Origin of the sequence: Enterobacter chengduensis, from assembly GCF_001984825.2 — a bacterium.
GTDB classification, from domain to species: domain Bacteria; phylum Pseudomonadota; class Gammaproteobacteria; order Enterobacterales; family Enterobacteriaceae; genus Enterobacter; species Enterobacter chengduensis.
The window spans coordinates 1,471,607-1,486,752 of record NZ_CP043318.1 but is presented as its reverse complement, the minus strand read 5'-3'; the positions used below and the strand labels follow the sequence as shown (position 1 = coordinate 1,486,752).

The following is a 15,146-nucleotide window of genomic DNA, read 5'->3' as shown; positions in this document are numbered from 1 at the left end:
CTGACATGAAAACCAAACTTAACGAACTGCTTGAATTCCCTACCCCATTTACCTACAAAGTAATGGGTCTGGCGAAACCTGAGCTGGTTGATCAGGTGGTTGAAGTGGTACAGCGCCATGCGCCGGGTGACTACTCTCCGTCAGTAAAACCAAGCAGCAAGGGCAACTACCACTCGGTTTCTATTACCATCACTGCGACACACATTGAGCAGGTTGAGACGCTGTACGAAGAGCTCGGCAATATCGAAATTGTTCGTATGGTGCTGTAGTCCCTTTGCGGTTACCCGGTTTGCCGGGTAACCCCTCTCCCCCGCTGTGATATACTCCCCCCCACACCTTTTGTCCCTCGTCTTCGGAGACGCAGTTTTGTATCAGGATAAAATTCTGGTCCGTCACCTCGGGCTGCAACCTTATGAGCCTGTCTCCCAGGCCATGCATGACTTCACCGATTCACGCGATGACAGCACCCCAGATGAGATCTGGCTGGTCGAGCACCTGCCGGTATTTACGCAGGGTCAGGCCGGTAAAGCGGAACATCTGCTGATGACGGGAGATATCCCGGTGATCCAGAGCGATCGCGGCGGTCAGGTTACTTATCATGGGCCCGGGCAGCAGGTAATGTACGTCCTGCTCAATCTGAAACGCAGAAAGCTGGGCGTGCGTGAACTGGTCACCCTGCTGGAACAAACGGTTGTTAACACGCTGGCGGAATATGGTATTGACGCCCACCCGCGCGCCGATGCGCCGGGCGTCTACGTTGGGGAAATGAAGATCTGCTCTTTGGGGCTACGTATTCGTAAGGGCTGCTCATTCCATGGCCTGGCATTGAATATTAATATGGATCTCGCCCCTTTCCAGCGCATAAACCCCTGCGGCTACGCCGGCATGGAAATGACGCAAATGTGCCAGTGGGTCAAAACCGCTACGCCAGATACTATTCGTCCCGTGCTGTTGAAGAACGTGTTAGCACTACTTAACAATCCCCCGCACGAATATATCCCTGCTTAATATATCGTACAACAGGGCTCGATAATTTGACGGGCCACTGTTTATTTACCGCTTTTGCACTTTACAATAATCCACAGATTCTATATTTTCGAAGCGCTCGAATATTATCGCTACATATTATTTAGCCTCCAGCAAGCACAGCAAACACGGCATAAGTAACGTGAGCAATTATCACTCAACTGTTTGTTTTTGATATACAAGTGAAACAAAACCAACACTTTACGAATCTCTACAAGCATAATAAATAAATTCAACTATCATTCATATTGTGAATGTATACGGAGTGAAAGCGTGGAGTATAATAATTTACCAGCCAAACGACTGAATGAACCTGGTGGCGAAGACAAGCCGCAAATTTTTCGGACTTTACGTAATATTGATCTCAATTTATTGACTATTTTTGAGGCAGTATATGTCCATAAAGGTATCGTTAACGCTGCGAAAATTCTTAATCTCACGCCTTCTGCAATAAGCCAGTCAATTCAGAAGCTACGCGCTATATTTCCTGACCCATTATTTATCCGTAAGGGCCAGGGGGTCACGCCGACGGCTTACGCCACGCATCTCCATGAGTACATCAGCCAGGGACTGGAGTCGATTCTGGGCGCACTGGATCTGACCGGCAGCTATGATAAGCAGAGAACCATCACCATCGGCTGCTCCCCGTCGGTGGGTGTGCTGGTGATGCCTGCGATCTTTAAGGCCGTGAAAGAGCATGCTCCGCAGCTCCTGCTTCGCAATGTGCCTCTCAATGAACCAGACATTCAGCTTGCCCAGTTCCAGACGGACCTGATCATAGAAAGCGGCAGCTTCAGTGCCAGAGCGCTGGGGCAAAATGTGCTCTATGCAGATAACCTGGTGCTGGTTTGCCGCCAGCAGCATCCGGCTCTTAGCGAACCGCTAAACATCGAGAACCTGCGCAACTACGATCACTCGTCCTTCATGACCGACGGGCAGTCTAATCATGCCCTGCGTCAGCGCATTGATGAAATTTTCCCCGAACGTCAGATAAGCTTCAGCAGTTACAATATGTTTACCACCGCATCCCTGATCGGCAGCAGCGACATGCTGTGCGTCATGCCATCACGGCTCTTCAGCCTGCTACGCAAATGCTGGCCGCTGGAAAGCATTCCGCTCGGTCAGCTTAATGCGGAATCTGTTGAGATTTCACTGCATTATAACAAGCTGAGCTTGCGCGATCCGGTCCTGGAAAACGTCATCCGCATTATCCGTCAGGCCTTCTGACAGGTTCAGCCAGCACGAGTCCCTGCAACAGGCAGGGCAAAAGGCACAAAACAACAACTATTTTACAAATTGGCGATCTGGCAGGCTGCTTTAACGACCGTTTCAATGATATACTGCCTGTCGTTCGTTCAAAAATAGTTGATAAATACAACATTCCCTTGAATTGAAACGCTTTCCTTCGATATTCGCAACTGGAACACGCACGCTATGAGTAAACCCATTGTGATGGAACGCGGTGTTAAATACCGCGATGCCGATAAAATGGCCCTTATCCCGGTTAAAAACGTGGCTACAGAGCGCGAGGCGCTGTTAAGAAAACCGGAATGGATGAAAATCAAACTTCCGGCCGACTCTTCGCGTATCCAGGGGATCAAAGCGGCGATGCGCAAGAATGGCCTTCACTCCGTCTGTGAAGAAGCTTCTTGTCCGAACCTTGCTGAATGTTTCAATCACGGTACCGCGACGTTTATGATTCTGGGTGCGATCTGTACCCGCCGCTGCCCGTTCTGCGACGTTGCTCATGGTCGTCCGGTCGCACCTGATGCTAACGAGCCCCAGAAGCTGGCGCAGACCATCGCCGACATGGCGCTGCGCTATGTGGTCATCACCTCCGTTGACCGTGACGATCTGCGTGACGGTGGTGCTCAGCACTTCGCTGACTGTATTACGGCCATCCGCGAGAAAAGCCCTAACATTAAAATTGAGACGCTGGTGCCTGACTTCCGCGGCCGTATGGACCGCGCGCTGGATATCCTGACCGCGACGCCGCCGGATGTGTTTAACCACAACCTGGAGAACGTGCCGCGTCTCTACCGCCAGGTCCGCCCGGGCGCTGACTATAACTGGTCGCTGAAACTGCTTGAGCGCTTTAAAGAAGCGCATCCGCATATTCCGACCAAGTCAGGTCTGATGGTTGGTCTGGGTGAAACCAATGATGAAATCATTGAGGTAATGCGCGATCTCCGCCGCCACGGTGTGACCATGCTGACGCTGGGACAGTATCTGCAGCCAAGCCGTCACCACCTGCCGGTACAGCGCTACGTGAGCCCGGACGAGTTCGATGAAATGAAAGCCGAAGCGTTGGCGATGGGCTTCACCCACGCAGCCTGCGGCCCATTCGTTCGCTCCTCTTACCATGCCGATATGCAGGCAAAAGGCGAAGAAGTTAAATGATGCTGTAATATTCATTTACAGTAATACAAAAAAACCGGCCTCATGTGCCGGTTTTTTTTCGCAAGCCCACAGGCGTTGCTGTCACTCTTTGTGAGAAAGCTTGTCAGCCGGGACGTCGTCCTCGGCGCTTTTCTTCGCCGCAGCATCATCGTCGTTCATCGCTTTCTTGAAGCCTTTGATGGCAGCCCCCAGGTCACCACCCAGCGTGCGTAACTTCTTGGTACCAAACAGCAGGACAACCAGTGCGGCAACCACCAGCAGTTTGGTAATACTAATCTCACCCATAGATACCTTCTTTACTTAAAACAGGCTGCATTCAGCGCCAAAACCTGACTGTATTAACGGTCATTTAGCGCGTGCACACAATAGCAATCTGTAACAAGGTGAATCAAGCATTGTTGAAAAAAACATCACAATAATTGCGGTGGCGCAAAACGTCGGTTACGAAGAACAGGTAATTGCTGGCGCGCAAGCGCAATTCTTTCTAAAAATATCTCAGCCATCAGCAAAACCGGCGCTTCCGCGGCGGCGGCAATCGTCACGCCAAGCGGATCAACCACCCTGCTCTGCCCAATATTTTTATTTCCACACTCGCCGGACGCAACGATATAGCAGGTCGTATCCAGCGCGCGTGCCGCAAGCAGCGTTGTCCAGTGGTGCTCTTTTAATGGCCCTCTGACCCACGCGGCTGGCAGTACCAGTACGTCCGCCCCCTGCAGCGCATGATGGAGCGCCAGTTCAGGAAAACGCAGGTCATAGCAGGTCATTAGCCCAACCCTAAACCCGTCAATATCAATTAACGGCGGAACGCCGTCTCCAGGATCAACGCGCCTCGACTCCTGCATGCTGAACGCATCATAGAGATGAAGCTTGGCATAACGCGCGACAATGGCGCCATCGCGGATGGCCACCAGCGTATTCACCGCGCGTCCCGGCGCTGAGGGGACATGGATCGTTAAGATCGTTGTCATCGTATTGCCCACGCTCTGGGCGAGCAGTTGCTGTAAAAATTCCCCCTCCAGCGGCTGGGCGGACTTCACGGACAAATCCGGGTCATTATCATCCCTGGCCAGCAGCGCTTCCGGGAGAACTAACAGCGACGCGCCTTTCTGCCGCGCCTGCACCATCAGGTTCACACATTGCATTGCGTTAACCTGCCAGTCTGGCCCGACTGCAAACTGCCCTACCGCCACATACATATTTGTCCCCTCGTCCTAAACGGCGTTAAACTCGCTTCTCTTACACATCAAATAGCAGGTATTTAGCGTGTTACAACTTCTTTTGGCAGTTTTTATTGGTGGAGGCACAGGAAGCGTTGCGAGATGGTTCCTGAGCATGCGGTTTAACCCTCTGCACCAGGCAATCCCCATGGGAACGCTGGCCGCTAACCTGATTGGTGCCTTTATCATCGGCATGGGGCTGGCCTGGTTTAACCGAATGACGCACATCGACCCCATGTGGAAGGTATTAATTACCACCGGATTCTGCGGCGGGTTAACCACCTTTTCCACCTTTTCCGCGGAAACGGTTTTTCTCTTTCAGGAAGGCCGGATCGGCTGGGCGCTGATGAATATGGCGATCAATATGCTCGGCTCTTTTGTGATGACGGGGATCGCATTTTGGCTATTTTCCTCCGCAACCGCGCATTAACAGCCGAACCGTTAATGTTGGCTTAATTTTTCTCTGTCACTCTGAAGGCAATACTGAACGAGGGTGACAGAATGAAACAGAGCCTGATGAGCGCAGGAATGGTGTTGTTGAGCGTGCTGATCGTTGCCAGCTTCCTGAAAATGTATCTGCTTGGCTGATTCAAAACGAAAAAAACCCGCTCGATGAGCGGGTTTTGAAATTCTTGCTGACGCGTCTGAATTACAGAGCGATTACGTTAGCAGCAGAAGGGCCTTTGGCACCGTTAGTGATTTCGAACTCTACGCGCTGACCTTCAGCCAGAGTTTTGAAACCATTAGACTGGATTGCAGAGAAGTGTACGAACACGTCTTTGCTGCCATCTTCAGGAGTAATGAAACCGAATCCTTTGGACTCATTAAACCACTTAACGTTACCTTTAATCTTAGACATCAAAATTACCTTTACATTAAAAAACGACACAAATGCTGTGTCGGTTACCAGTACATCAATTGTGGGACCTTTTGTCCAGCGGATCTTTGAGAAAAAGTGACTAAAGTCGCGTTAATTTTCGCTGACAGATTTTTATCGTTTATGAATCAACACCTGCGCGTTTTTTCACCAGAACGCGACGTTTTGTCAGTTAAAACTGAAAACGCATCCAGGCGAAGTAAACGTTTCCGTTATTGTATGTCCCCGGGATATAGGTCATCTGGAACGTTGCGGGGCCATAGCCAATAGAGGCCAAAGGCAGCAGCACCGGGATCGGAATGTAGTTCCAGTTGTCACGCGCGGTGACCCCGGCGGTATAGCCCAAACCGACGTGGAAATTCTCGTCCGCGAGCGGGCGCCAGGTCTTCTCCCAACCATAACCTCCAATCGGCTCCCATTTATTAAACGAATCTTTGAAGGCCATCAGATAGATGCCATGCCAGTTGCCTTTCTCATCCCAGCGCGACTGACCAAAACCCGCGCCCCACGGCCGCTCGTTGTATTTATCGGTTTTCTCTTTGTCATAAGCAAAACGCGCATGCCACGTTATTGCCGGAACATAGAGATCGTAATGTTCAGGCGCCGTCCAGGTCTGGGAAACATTATCCGTAAAGGTTGAGAACCAGCCTTTGTCCGTCGCGTTGCCTTCTGCCTGTGCAACAGAAGAAAACGTTAACTGCCCAAAAATACACAACAAAATAGAGAAAAATGTATTACGTACGCTCACAATGCAATTACCATTCTTAGTATTCGAGGCAAAGTTTATCATAAAATAGTTGAATGAAGGCTTAACGGCATGGGCGTTATTCCTAATTATTCAGCCTCTTTCCGGGAATATTCTTAAATAAAGCGGGCGATACGGCCAAATAATCCCACCTTTAATGTGGTCTTTTGTTTTTAACTCATTTAATCAATAACATACAAAACAACACGAAAACTTAACAATTTGTTATCATTATTGAGGCATGTTGCACCGTGTCTGTCGGTCAAGGGCCGTATGACATAAATGTCTGGGTCATGGCAAAACGCGGTTGCTCTGTTCGCTAGTCGTCTGTTTATTGATTTTAATCAGCAAGAGCAGACCAATTATTCGGCACATTTTCATCCTTCTTTTTTTTATTGATTTTTTGTGCTCCATTACAGCAGAGATACAGGGGAAATCATGCTTACGTTATTCGAGCTCCTTATTGGCGTCGTCGTCATTGTTGGCGTCGCACGCTACATCATTAAAGGCTACTCGGCCACGGGCGTATTATTTGTAGGCGGTTTAACGCTGCTGATTATCAGCGCAATAATGGGGCACCAGGTGTTACCTGCCAGCGCGGCCAGTACCGGTTATACCGCGACCGATATTGTTGAATATATTAAGATACTGCTCATGAGCCGCGGCGGCGACCTGGGCATGATGATCATGATGCTGTGTGGTTTTGCGGCCTACATGACCCACATCGGTGCCAACGACATGGTCGTTAAGCTGGCCTCCAAACCCCTGCAATACATCAACTCGCCGTATCTGCTGATGGTCGCCGCCTATTTCCTCGCCTGCCTGATGTCACTGGCCGTTTCTTCGGCTACCGGGCTTGGCGTGCTGCTCATGGCGACGCTGTTCCCGGTCATGGTAAACGTCGGTATCAGCCGCGGCGCGGCAGCGGCCATTTGCGCGTCTCCGGCAGCGATTATTCTCTCCCCCACCTCCGGTGACGTTGTGCTCGCAGCAAAGGCGGCAGAGATGTCGCTCATCGACTTCGCCTTTAAAACCACGCTACCGATCTCCATTGTTGCCATCGTCGGCATGGGTGTCGCGCATTTCTTCTGGCAGCGCTATCTCGATAAGAAAGAAAACATCAGCCATGAAATGATGGACGTGAGTGAAATCACCACCACCGCGCCCGCGTTTTATGCCATCCTGCCCTTTACGCCAATTATTGGCGTGCTGATTTTTGACGGCAAATGGGGCCCGCAGCTGCACATCATCACCATTCTGGTAATCTGTATGCTGCTGGCCGCCGTGCTGGAGTTTGTGCGCGGTTTTAACACGCAAAAAGTCTTCTCGGGTCTGGAAGTGGCCTATCGCGGTATGGCGGATGCCTTCGCTGGCGTGGTGATGCTGCTGGTTGCCGCCGGCGTTTTTGCCCAGGGTCTGAGCACGATCGGCTTTATCCAGAGCCTGATCTCTATCGCCACCTCGTTCGGTTCGGCCAGTATTATCCTGATGCTGGTTCTGGTGGTGCTCACCATGCTGGCGGCCATGACCACCGGTTCCGGTAATGCGCCTTTCTACGCTTTCGTAGAGATGATCCCGAAACTGGCCCACTCCTCCGGTATTAATCCAGCCTATCTCTCCATTCCCATGCTGCAGGCGTCAAACCTGGGCCGTACCATTTCGCCGGTGTCGGGCGTGGTCGTCGCCGTTGCGGGAATGGCGAAAATCTCACCGTTCGAGGTTGTCAAACGCACCTCAGTACCTGTTATGGTGGGTCTGATTATCGTGATTATCGCCACGGAAGTGCTGGTCCCCGGCGCAGCCTAAGCGAAATTCTGGATATCCAAAAAGCGCCTGCGGGCGCTTTTTGTGCTTTAATAACTCCCAGAAATTAATCACACTCATTCGATCAGGAAATCATATGTTCAGGAAGGATATCGTCATCCCGTCTGGCGCAATGGCGCTTGCACTCTGTATCTTCTCCGCACAGTCGGAACCACTCAAGGCAACACAGTATGGCGATTTCGATCGCTATGTGCTGGCGCTGTCCTGGCAAACCGGTTTTTGCCAGAGCATGGTTGAGCGCAACCGTAATGAACCTGATGAATGTCGCCTGCAAAAAGAGCGCGAGAATAAAGCCGATTTTCTCACCGTTCACGGACTCTGGCCCGGTCTGCCAAAATCGATTGCCGCACGCGGCGTGGATGAACGCCGATGGATGCGTTTCGGCTGTGCCACGCGGCCCATCCCGAACATGCCGGAAGTGAAGGCCAGCCGCAAATGCGAAGCCGCCGAAACCGGGCTCTCGCTTTCCGCTGCCGCGAAGCTCAACGACGTGATGCCGGGCGCGGGCGGGAACTCCTGCCTGGAACGTTACGAATATGCCAAACATGGCGTCTGCTTTGGTTTCGACCCCGATGCCTATTTCGGCACGATGGTGCGGATGAACCAGGAGGTTAAAAACAGCGCGGTCGGTAAATTCCTCGCCGAAAACTACGGTAAACCCGTCAGCCGCAGCGACTTTGATGGTGCCGTTGCCAAAAGCTGGGGCAAGGAGAACGTTAAAGCGATCAAGCTGACCTGCAACGGCAATCCGGCCTATCTGACCGAGATGCAGATTTCGCTGAAGGCTGATACCGTCAACAACCCGCTTACTGCGGCGTCATTTGCTCCGCAGCCACATCCTGGTAACTGCGGAAAACAGTTCGTGATTGATAAAGCCGGCTACTGATCCGCGCCCGGGCGCACCATATCAAACCGGTTATCATCGCTGATGCCATAGTATGCCGTCGGCCCACCCGCACGCAGGATGGGCTGCGCTTTCGCCGTCTGATAGATCCCCTCTTCCAGCAGCGCTTCATCGATGTGGATACCGACCACCTCCCCCAACACCAGCCAGGTATCGATCGGCGTGCCGTCGGCACCGGTAAGCTGAATGCACTGCGACAGGCGGCACTCAAAATTCACCGGGCTTTCCGCGACGCGGGGCGCGTTAACCAACAGGCTGGCCGCGGGCGTCAGCCCGGCAAAGCTAAATTCATCCCGATCGTGCGGCAGCATTGCCGAGGTTTGGTTCATCGCTTGTGCCAGATCGCGCGTGGCCAGGTTCCAGACAAATTCCCCGGTTTCGGTAATATTACGCACGCTGTCCTTCCAGCCGTTGCTGGAAAAGCCGATGATCGGCGGGCGATAGTTAAAGCAGTTAAAGAAGCTATACGGCGCGAGGTTCAGCTGACCGGCCTTATCGCATGAGGCGATCCAGCCGATAGGACGTGGACCAATAATGGCGTTCAGCGGATCGTGCGGCAGGCCGTGCCCCTGAGACGGTTGGTAGAAGTACATAGCTCTCTCTCGTTGATGGGCAACGCCCGGGTTTCAGGACGCTCAGCGTAACGTATTCCGCCCGGAATGAAGACTGAATAAATTTCAGCGAATATTCATATGGGCTATGAATGTGACCTTCATCACTTCAAACTTGTGCCCTCAGCCAGTATCATCGGGATAGTTAAACCCTCGCTGCCAGACGGCGAGGGTTTTCTTTTGGAACCGTTTCTGCGTTAGACGCAGCATTAACGACATGGAGTAAAAATGTCCAGACCTACCATTATCATCAACGAGCTTGATGCAGAACGTATCGACAGGCTGCTGGAAAAAGCAGAATTTGCCTCACTTCCCGTGGCCGATGCCCTGAATGAGGAGCTCGACCGGGCGCAGATGTGCACGCCTGAAACGATGCCGCATGACGTGGTCACCATGAACAGCCAGGTGAAATTCCGCAACCTGACGACCGGTGAAGAGCTGACCCGCACGCTGGTTTACCCGGCTCAGATGACCGACAGCAGCGCACAGCTTTCCGTACTTGCGCCTGTGGGTGCCGCACTGCTGGGCCTCCGCACGGGCGATACCATCCACTGGGAATTGCCCGGCGGCGCCTCTGCTCATCTGGAAGTGCTGGCGTTGCTCTACCAGCCGGAAGCCGCGGGCGATTACCTGCGTTAACCTCTTCTGAACAAGCGCCTCCGCGTTGCACAGAGGATGCAGCTGCATCCTCTTTCCGCAAATTCACCCAAATTTCCTATACCGCGCAAAATGGCCTTAATCCACGCTTAATCTGTTTTGGTGCCGCGGGGACGGTCATGAGTGAGATACTGGCTATCACACTTATTTTTATGATTTTTGTGGCGATTATCGTCACGGCCGTGCTCTATCTTGAGCGCCACCGGTAAGCAATATAAGAAAACTGACGGAACGCTTACAGAAACCATTACTATTTTGTGGTTGAATGATTTCTGTGTTTATAAACAAGGAGAAACGGGTATGTATCAGAGAATCATTATGCCGGTTGATGTTTTTGAGATGGAGCTGAGCGACAAGGCCGTTCGCCATGCGGAGTTCCTGGCGCAGCAGGACGGCGTTATCCATCTGCTGCACGTTCTGCCGGGCTCCGCCAGCCTGAGCCTTCACCGCTTTGCCGCCGACGTGCGTCGCTTCGAGGAGCATTTGCAGCATGAAGCGGAAACGCGCCTGCAAACCATGGTCAGCCACTTCAGCATCGATCCTTCACGGATCAAAACGCACGTCAGATTCGGCAGCGTACGCGATGCGGTAAATGAACTGGCGAACGAACTGAACGCCGACGTGGTGGTCATCGGTTCGCGCAACCCTTCCATTACCACCCATCTGCTGGGCTCTAACGCCTCCAGCGTGATCCGCCATACCCACATTCCGGTGATGGTGGTCCGCTAACCGCCCACAAAAAACCCCGCTTTCGCGGGGTTTTGTTTATCAGTACAGGTGACCAATATTGACGATGGTACTGACGGTATCGCCGAAGAAGGTCAGACGACTCAACACCACGCCCGCCAGCAGAATAACAAACACCGCTTTTTGCATCGGCTGACGCATTAACGACAATGCCATTCCCACGACGCAGCACAGCAGGCTGCCCAGATAGAGCGGCGAGCTTAGCCAGGCATGAGCGGTCATTTTCATGATGGTACCGCCACTGAGCCAGAGTACCGGTGCAGCAATCAGCAGCGCCATCAGGGCGATAATCCCCTGACGCAGTGCAGCCGTTGACGCCCTCACCCCGAGCAGCGGCGTCGCTGCACAGCCCAGCACCCAAACGGTCGCAAAGAACAGCATCATGGTGATGCCGTTGGCAATGGCCTGCATTGCCGGCGCGGCGTAGGTCATCCCCTGTACCACCACCAGCAGTATTCCGAACAGGGATGCCAGCAGCGCTGCGCCTTTGTTGCCTTTGGTGAGAAAAGCCAGGCCAATTGTGCCGCCATACAGCGTCGCGCCGAGAATTTCACGGCTCAGCCAGGCGTGTTTCAGGTTGATTAACGCATTATATGCGTGTTCCGGATGCGCCAAATGCAGTACAGCAGCGACGGAAGCGGCACCGAGAATCAGCCCAGCGATCAGCCAGTGAAGACGGTTGCCCTGCACTTCGCCACGCAGCGTGCGCCAGGTCAGCATCAGCGTCATCCCGACGGACATCTGGCTCAGCACGGTAAAAATAACCAACGGCAGTTCGTACTTTTCCATTATTTATCCCCCGGCTGTTTCGGCTGACGGGCCAAAATGAAGCGCGTCCCAGGATTAAGCTGCGGCATTTTGGGGAAGCCCGGCGGATACTGCACAGCATTGTTCGGCAGCGGATCGGCATCCAGGTCGATCAGCGTCAGCGCCCCCACCGGACAGGCGTTCACGCAAGCGGGATTCATGCCGATATCCAGACGCTCGTAGCACATGCTGCATTTTTCGGCTTTTTTAGTCTCTTCGTTAAAACGCGGCGCGCCATACGGACAGTTACGAATGCAGTTTTTACAGCCGATGCAGCGTTCAGGGTTATGCACCACCACGCCATCATCACGTTTGGTATAGGCCTCCACCGGGCACGCGGCCAGACAGGCAGGATTTTCACAGTGGTTACAGGCCAGCGAAAAGAATGCACGCTCCTCATGCGGATAAATTTCTTTATCCAGCGGATAGACATAGCGCCAGAAACGCTCGGGCTCGAGCTGGTTGAAGCTCTTACAGGCCATAGCGCATCCGCGGCAGCCAATACATTTATCACTGTTCACTAAAAATGCGCGTCTCATGCGTCCGCTCCTTCATTGGCAATGAGGACAATATCGACAAACTGATCGTGAATGGCCGCGCCCGGTGCACCGGTGGCCATTTTGCCCATATCGGCCGGGGTATCTTTCACCACGTTCTGCACGTTATAGCTGAGCTTGTTGAACCAGGACTCGTACATCACCAGGAAATCTTCCGGTACGTTGGTGGTCACTTTGGCACGAAGCTGGACCTCGCCAATCTCGTTGAATACCCGCACTGTCGCCAGGTCACGAATCCCCTTTTTCTTAGCGGCAACAGGGTGGATATACACAAAGGGCTCAGGCCAGAAGACCTGCATCCAGTCAAGGTTAACGAACTGCGAATGCAGGCCGTACTGCAGGTGCGGCGTAAAGAGCTGGAACGGCAGCTTACCTTCAGCGGCTGGCAGATATTCCGGCAGCGCCTTATGGCCGTTTTGCTCACAGCGCTCGGATAAAAACTCATACTTGCCTGACGGCGTTTTGAATTTGCGATCGTGCCAGGCTGCGCTGCTCGGCATTTTGGCCTTCACCGGCCCCTTCAGCAGATCGTCCCAGGAGCTGATGCCAAACTGCTTCGCCAGCCCGTCGTTGAATTCAAGATCCAGCCATTTTTTCTGGTCAACATCCTGCGGGAAGGTGCATGAGCCCGGCTCCATTTTGTTAAGGGTACGGGAGAGCAGGACGGCAATATCCAGGTCGCTCTTGCACTCGTACATCGGCTTGATGGCAGGTTCATTCACCGTCAGCCAGTAGTGCCAGTAAGACGAAGAGGCGCTCCAGTGCTCAAAGGTCGTGGTGACAGGCAGAACGATATCCGCATGCTGGACCGTCTCGTTAAAGAACTGATCCACGCACACCACCATTTCCAGCTTGTCGAACGCTTTTTTCATCTTGTTGCGGTCGAAGTCCTGGGCAAACGGGTTTTTACAGGCCACCCACAGCATGCGGATAGGCGGATCGTTAGCGTCCAGAATGCTCTGCGCGGTCTGGTTGAGGTTGAGCGCGCGGTCAGAGTACTTGCTCTTTTCGCCGCTATCGCTGACGAACTCACCCACCGGGCCTGATGCCCCTTCCATCCCTACAGAACCCACCGGTGGTGTCTGCGTCATTGCATGGTAGTTATAGCCCCAGGTCTGCAGATGGCCGTAGCGAGCGCCGCCGCCTTCTACGCCGATATTGCCGGTCATGGCGACAAAGGCATCAATCGCACGCACGTTCGCGCCGCCGTTCACGTGGCGCTGCATACCGTAGCCAATCCAGACGGTGGCAGGCTTAACCGCCGTGAACTCCTCGGCAAGCTGGCGGATCACGTCCGGTGCCAGACCACAAATTTCCGATGCCCACTCTACCGTGATGCTGTTGAGCAGGTACTGCTCAAACTCCGGATATCCGTGCGCGAAATTATTGACGAACTCCTGGTCCACGCGGCCGATATCCACCAGATGGCGCGCCATACCCAGCGCGAGCGCGCCGTCAGAGCCTGAACGCACGCGCAGATAGAGGTCGGCTTTCGCGGCGGTTTGCGAGAACAGCGGATCGATAACCACCACTTTCGCGCCTTTCTCGCGCGCCTGATAGATGTACTTCATCGTGTGCATGGAGCACCACGCCGGGTTCGCGCCCCAGAGGATGATGTATTTGGCCTTCACCAAATCTTCCGGGTCGTTACACCACATGTCGCCCATGTCGTAATGCTGCGCGTCGATGCCCGCAGGCCAGCACGGCGTACCGGCAAAACGCGTGGTGTAGCCGAGCGAGGACATCATCCCCTCCACGGCATAGCTCATTACGCCCAGGTTGCCGGAATATTTGGTCAGCGCCAGGCCGAGCAGGGAGCCATCTTTCTTCTTGATCTCCAGCATTTTGCTGGCGATCCGCTGCATGGCCTCATCCCAGGAGATGCGGCGCCATTTACCGCTGCCGCGCCCGTCCTGAATCATCGGGTATTTGATCCGGTCGGGTGAGTAGACGCGGCGCGGGTAGGTCAGCCCTTTCACGCACGGCGCGCCGTGGGTAAAGGTGGATTCGCTTGCCCCCTCGACGAAGGTAATCACGTCATCTTTGACCCACGTTTTTAGGCTGCAGGTGTCATAGCAGTTACGCGGACAGGCATTCCGGAAAATTTTGTAGGTTTTTGGGTTAAACGGAATGGGCGGCTGTGCCATGGCACATCGGGAGGATAATAACCCGCCGGGTAATGCGGCGACGGTACCCAGCGCAATCAGTCCTTTTAAAAAGGAGCGCCGGTTAAGCTGCCCTTTATCAATACTCATAATATTATTCTCGCTTTTAATTCATCAAACCAATTATTCAGCTGCACGGCGAGGCATTTAATTGCGGATGTTTTCGCACAATCCGTTATTTTCGCGATAAATGCGGGAAGCCATAATTCGAGATGCGCGCGTACAAAACGGGCAAGTGCATCATGATATTGCGGTGAATATCTGGCATGCACTAATAGCATCACCGCCAACTCCATTTCATAGCTGATATGGTCGTCGGGAACGCTATTTTCCGCGGTGACGGACAGCCCAATGCTTTGCAGGAATTCGCGCACGCTAAGCGTCGTGGCCCCCATCAGCAGAGGCTCTTCGTCCAGATAAACCGAGGCGTAAGGTGGCGCCAGCAGCGTCGCCGGGCCGACAAACAGCGCATTAAAGTCATACTCGACGTCTAACGCCTCATCCTGCGGCCAGGCCTCACTCTCAGGAAAAAAATAGCGTAACGAGGCGCACCGCGATGTCATATCCGCCGCGTTAAAGAAATCACGAAACATTAACCCCTTTATT

The 15,146-nt window shown here is 53.3% G+C and carries 19 protein-coding genes; 10 read left to right on the top strand and 9 right to left on the bottom strand.

The genetic code is table 11. The features are described 5' to 3' along the window. Positions 1–5 precede the first annotated feature (5 nt). The 4 genes from ybeD (at position 6) to lipA (ending at position 3,426) form a co-directional block, all read left to right on the top strand. A complete protein-coding gene (gene ybeD, locus FY206_RS07340; protein WP_003858718.1) occupies positions 6–269 on the top strand; it encodes a DUF493 family protein YbeD in 264 nt (87 codons plus the stop codon). Between the two features lie 97 nt (positions 270–366). Further along, entirely contained in the window at positions 367–1,008 is a 642-nt protein-coding gene (lipB, locus tag FY206_RS07335) for a lipoyl(octanoyl) transferase LipB (RefSeq protein WP_032638842.1), read from the top strand. Positions 1,009–1,299: 291 nt separating this feature from the next. Next, positions 1,300–2,253 (top strand): YbeF family transcriptional regulator, encoded by a 954-nt coding sequence (locus FY206_RS07330; protein WP_032638841.1) that lies wholly within the window; start codon positions 1,300–1,302, stop codon positions 2,251–2,253. A 207-nt stretch (positions 2,254–2,460) separates the two neighbouring features. Continuing rightward, positions 2,461–3,426 (top strand): lipoyl synthase, encoded by a 966-nt coding sequence (gene lipA / locus FY206_RS07325; RefSeq protein ID WP_008501032.1) that lies wholly within the window; start codon positions 2,461–2,463, stop codon positions 3,424–3,426. Between the two features lie 81 nt (positions 3,427–3,507). Here lipA and tatE read toward each other — a convergent pair whose 3' ends face one another. Together tatE and FY206_RS07315 are read right to left on the bottom strand one after the other, a co-directional pair. After that, positions 3,508–3,711 carry a twin-arginine translocase subunit TatE gene (gene tatE / locus FY206_RS07320; RefSeq protein WP_023310742.1) on the bottom strand — a complete coding sequence of 68 codons (204 nt, stop codon included), beginning with the start codon at positions 3,709–3,711 and terminating at the stop codon, positions 3,508–3,510. Between the two features lie 125 nt (positions 3,712–3,836). Beyond that, positions 3,837–4,625 (bottom strand): deaminated glutathione amidase, encoded by a 789-nt coding sequence (locus FY206_RS07315; RefSeq protein ID WP_032638839.1) that lies wholly within the window; start codon positions 4,623–4,625, stop codon positions 3,837–3,839. A 67-nt stretch (positions 4,626–4,692) separates the two neighbouring features. Here FY206_RS07315 and crcB point away from each other — a divergent pair, with 67 nt between their 5' ends. Then, on the top strand, positions 4,693–5,076 hold the full coding sequence (gene crcB, locus FY206_RS07310; protein WP_032638836.1) for a fluoride efflux transporter CrcB: 384 nt from the start codon (positions 4,693–4,695) through the stop codon (positions 5,074–5,076). A gap of 219 nt (positions 5,077–5,295) precedes the next feature. On the opposite strand, the gene cspE is transcribed toward crcB, so the two are convergent. Beyond that, positions 5,296–5,505: a transcription antiterminator/RNA stability regulator CspE gene (cspE, locus tag FY206_RS07305; RefSeq protein WP_002439184.1), complete on the bottom strand. Its 210-nt coding sequence runs from the start codon at positions 5,503–5,505 to the stop codon at positions 5,296–5,298. A gap of 190 nt (positions 5,506–5,695) precedes the next feature. Beyond that, positions 5,696–6,313 (bottom strand): lipid IV(A) palmitoyltransferase PagP, encoded by a 618-nt coding sequence (pagP, locus tag FY206_RS07300; RefSeq protein ID WP_045890469.1) that lies wholly within the window; start codon positions 6,311–6,313, stop codon positions 5,696–5,698. A 393-nt stretch (positions 6,314–6,706) separates the two neighbouring features. Here pagP and dcuC point away from each other — a divergent pair, with 393 nt between their 5' ends. Together dcuC and rna are read left to right on the top strand one after the other, a co-directional pair. Continuing rightward, the gene (dcuC, locus tag FY206_RS07295) at positions 6,707–8,074 is read left to right on the top strand and encodes an anaerobic C4-dicarboxylate transporter DcuC (RefSeq protein WP_032638832.1); all 1,368 of its coding nucleotides are present in this window, start codon (positions 6,707–6,709) and stop codon (positions 8,072–8,074) included. Positions 8,075–8,204: 130 nt separating this feature from the next. Next, complete coding sequence (rna, locus tag FY206_RS07290; RefSeq protein WP_374206924.1) at positions 8,205–8,978, top strand: ribonuclease I; 774 nt, start codon at positions 8,205–8,207, stop codon at positions 8,976–8,978. Here the strand turns inward: rna and FY206_RS07285 are convergent. Further along, the gene (locus FY206_RS07285) at positions 8,972–9,589 is read right to left on the bottom strand and encodes a flavin reductase family protein (RefSeq protein WP_032638828.1); all 618 of its coding nucleotides are present in this window, start codon (positions 9,587–9,589) and stop codon (positions 8,972–8,974) included. The genes rna and FY206_RS07285 overlap by 7 nt on opposite strands. Before the next feature lie 246 nt (positions 9,590–9,835). Here FY206_RS07285 and rnk point away from each other — a divergent pair, with 246 nt between their 5' ends. The 3 genes from rnk (at position 9,836) to uspG (ending at position 10,993) form a co-directional block, all read left to right on the top strand. After that, the gene (gene rnk, locus FY206_RS07280) at positions 9,836–10,246 is read left to right on the top strand and encodes a nucleoside diphosphate kinase regulator (RefSeq protein WP_023310734.1); all 411 of its coding nucleotides are present in this window, start codon (positions 9,836–9,838) and stop codon (positions 10,244–10,246) included. Between the two features lie 137 nt (positions 10,247–10,383). After that, positions 10,384–10,473, top strand: a complete 90-nt coding sequence (gene yldA, locus FY206_RS25695) for a small membrane protein YldA (protein WP_272930168.1) — start codon at positions 10,384–10,386, stop codon at positions 10,471–10,473. 91 nt (positions 10,474–10,564) lie between these two features. Then, a complete protein-coding gene (gene uspG / locus FY206_RS07275) occupies positions 10,565–10,993 on the top strand; it encodes a universal stress protein UspG (RefSeq protein ID WP_032638826.1) in 429 nt (142 codons plus the stop codon). Positions 10,994–11,032: 39 nt separating this feature from the next. On the opposite strand, the gene FY206_RS07270 is transcribed toward uspG, so the two are convergent. Genes FY206_RS07270 through FY206_RS07255 form a run of 4 tightly spaced genes read right to left on the bottom strand, consistent with a single transcriptional unit; the run spans position 11,033 to position 15,133 of the window. Continuing rightward, a complete protein-coding gene (locus tag FY206_RS07270; protein WP_032638824.1) occupies positions 11,033–11,800 on the bottom strand; it encodes a dimethyl sulfoxide reductase anchor subunit family protein in 768 nt (255 codons plus the stop codon). Continuing rightward, positions 11,800–12,357, bottom strand: a complete 558-nt coding sequence (locus tag FY206_RS07265) for a 4Fe-4S dicluster domain-containing protein (protein WP_032638822.1) — start codon at positions 12,355–12,357, stop codon at positions 11,800–11,802. The genes FY206_RS07270 and FY206_RS07265 overlap by 1 nt, the downstream gene beginning before the upstream one ends. Then, positions 12,354–14,630 carry a molybdopterin-dependent oxidoreductase gene (locus tag FY206_RS07260; RefSeq protein ID WP_032638820.1) on the bottom strand — a complete coding sequence of 759 codons (2,277 nt, stop codon included), beginning with the start codon at positions 14,628–14,630 and terminating at the stop codon, positions 12,354–12,356. Before FY206_RS07260 ends, FY206_RS07265 begins: the two co-directional genes overlap by 4 nt. Next, complete coding sequence (locus tag FY206_RS07255) at positions 14,627–15,133, bottom strand: TorD/DmsD family molecular chaperone (RefSeq protein ID WP_050488769.1); 507 nt, start codon at positions 15,131–15,133, stop codon at positions 14,627–14,629. Before FY206_RS07255 ends, FY206_RS07260 begins: the two co-directional genes overlap by 4 nt. Positions 15,134–15,146 lie beyond the last annotated feature (13 nt).

What these genes read in the sequence shown, in the direction of transcription:
- ybeD (WP_003858718.1), top strand. Translation starts at nt 6, where the DNA reads ATGAAAACCAAACTTAACGAACTGCTTGAATTCCCTACCCCATTTACC.
- lipA (WP_008501032.1), top strand. Translation starts at nt 2,461, where the DNA reads ATGAGTAAACCCATTGTGATGGAACGCGGTGTTAAATACCGCGATGCC.
- tatE (WP_023310742.1), bottom strand. Translation starts at nt 3,711, where the DNA reads ATGGGTGAGATTAGTATTACCAAACTGCTGGTGGTTGCCGCACTGGTT.
- FY206_RS07315 (WP_032638839.1), bottom strand. Translation starts at nt 4,625, where the DNA reads ATGTATGTGGCGGTAGGGCAGTTTGCAGTCGGGCCAGACTGGCAGGTT.
- cspE (WP_002439184.1), bottom strand. Translation starts at nt 5,505, where the DNA reads ATGTCTAAGATTAAAGGTAACGTTAAGTGGTTTAATGAGTCCAAAGGA.
- pagP (WP_045890469.1), bottom strand. Translation starts at nt 6,313, where the DNA reads ATGATAAACTTTGCCTCGAATACTAAGAATGGTAATTGCATTGTGAGC.
- dcuC (WP_032638832.1), top strand. Translation starts at nt 6,707, where the DNA reads ATGCTTACGTTATTCGAGCTCCTTATTGGCGTCGTCGTCATTGTTGGC.
- rna (WP_374206924.1), top strand. Translation starts at nt 8,205, where the DNA reads ATGGCGCTTGCACTCTGTATCTTCTCCGCACAGTCGGAACCACTCAAG.
- FY206_RS07285 (WP_032638828.1), bottom strand. Translation starts at nt 9,589, where the DNA reads ATGTACTTCTACCAACCGTCTCAGGGGCACGGCCTGCCGCACGATCCG.
- rnk (WP_023310734.1), top strand. Translation starts at nt 9,836, where the DNA reads ATGTCCAGACCTACCATTATCATCAACGAGCTTGATGCAGAACGTATC.
- yldA (WP_272930168.1), top strand. Translation starts at nt 10,384, where the DNA reads ATGAGTGAGATACTGGCTATCACACTTATTTTTATGATTTTTGTGGCG.
- uspG (WP_032638826.1), top strand. Translation starts at nt 10,565, where the DNA reads ATGTATCAGAGAATCATTATGCCGGTTGATGTTTTTGAGATGGAGCTG.
- FY206_RS07270 (WP_032638824.1), bottom strand. Translation starts at nt 11,800, where the DNA reads ATGGAAAAGTACGAACTGCCGTTGGTTATTTTTACCGTGCTGAGCCAG.
- FY206_RS07265 (WP_032638822.1), bottom strand. Translation starts at nt 12,357, where the DNA reads ATGAGACGCGCATTTTTAGTGAACAGTGATAAATGTATTGGCTGCCGC.
- FY206_RS07260 (WP_032638820.1), bottom strand. Translation starts at nt 14,630, where the DNA reads ATGAGTATTGATAAAGGGCAGCTTAACCGGCGCTCCTTTTTAAAAGGA.
- FY206_RS07255 (WP_050488769.1), bottom strand. Translation starts at nt 15,133, where the DNA reads ATGTTTCGTGATTTCTTTAACGCGGCGGATATGACATCGCGGTGCGCC.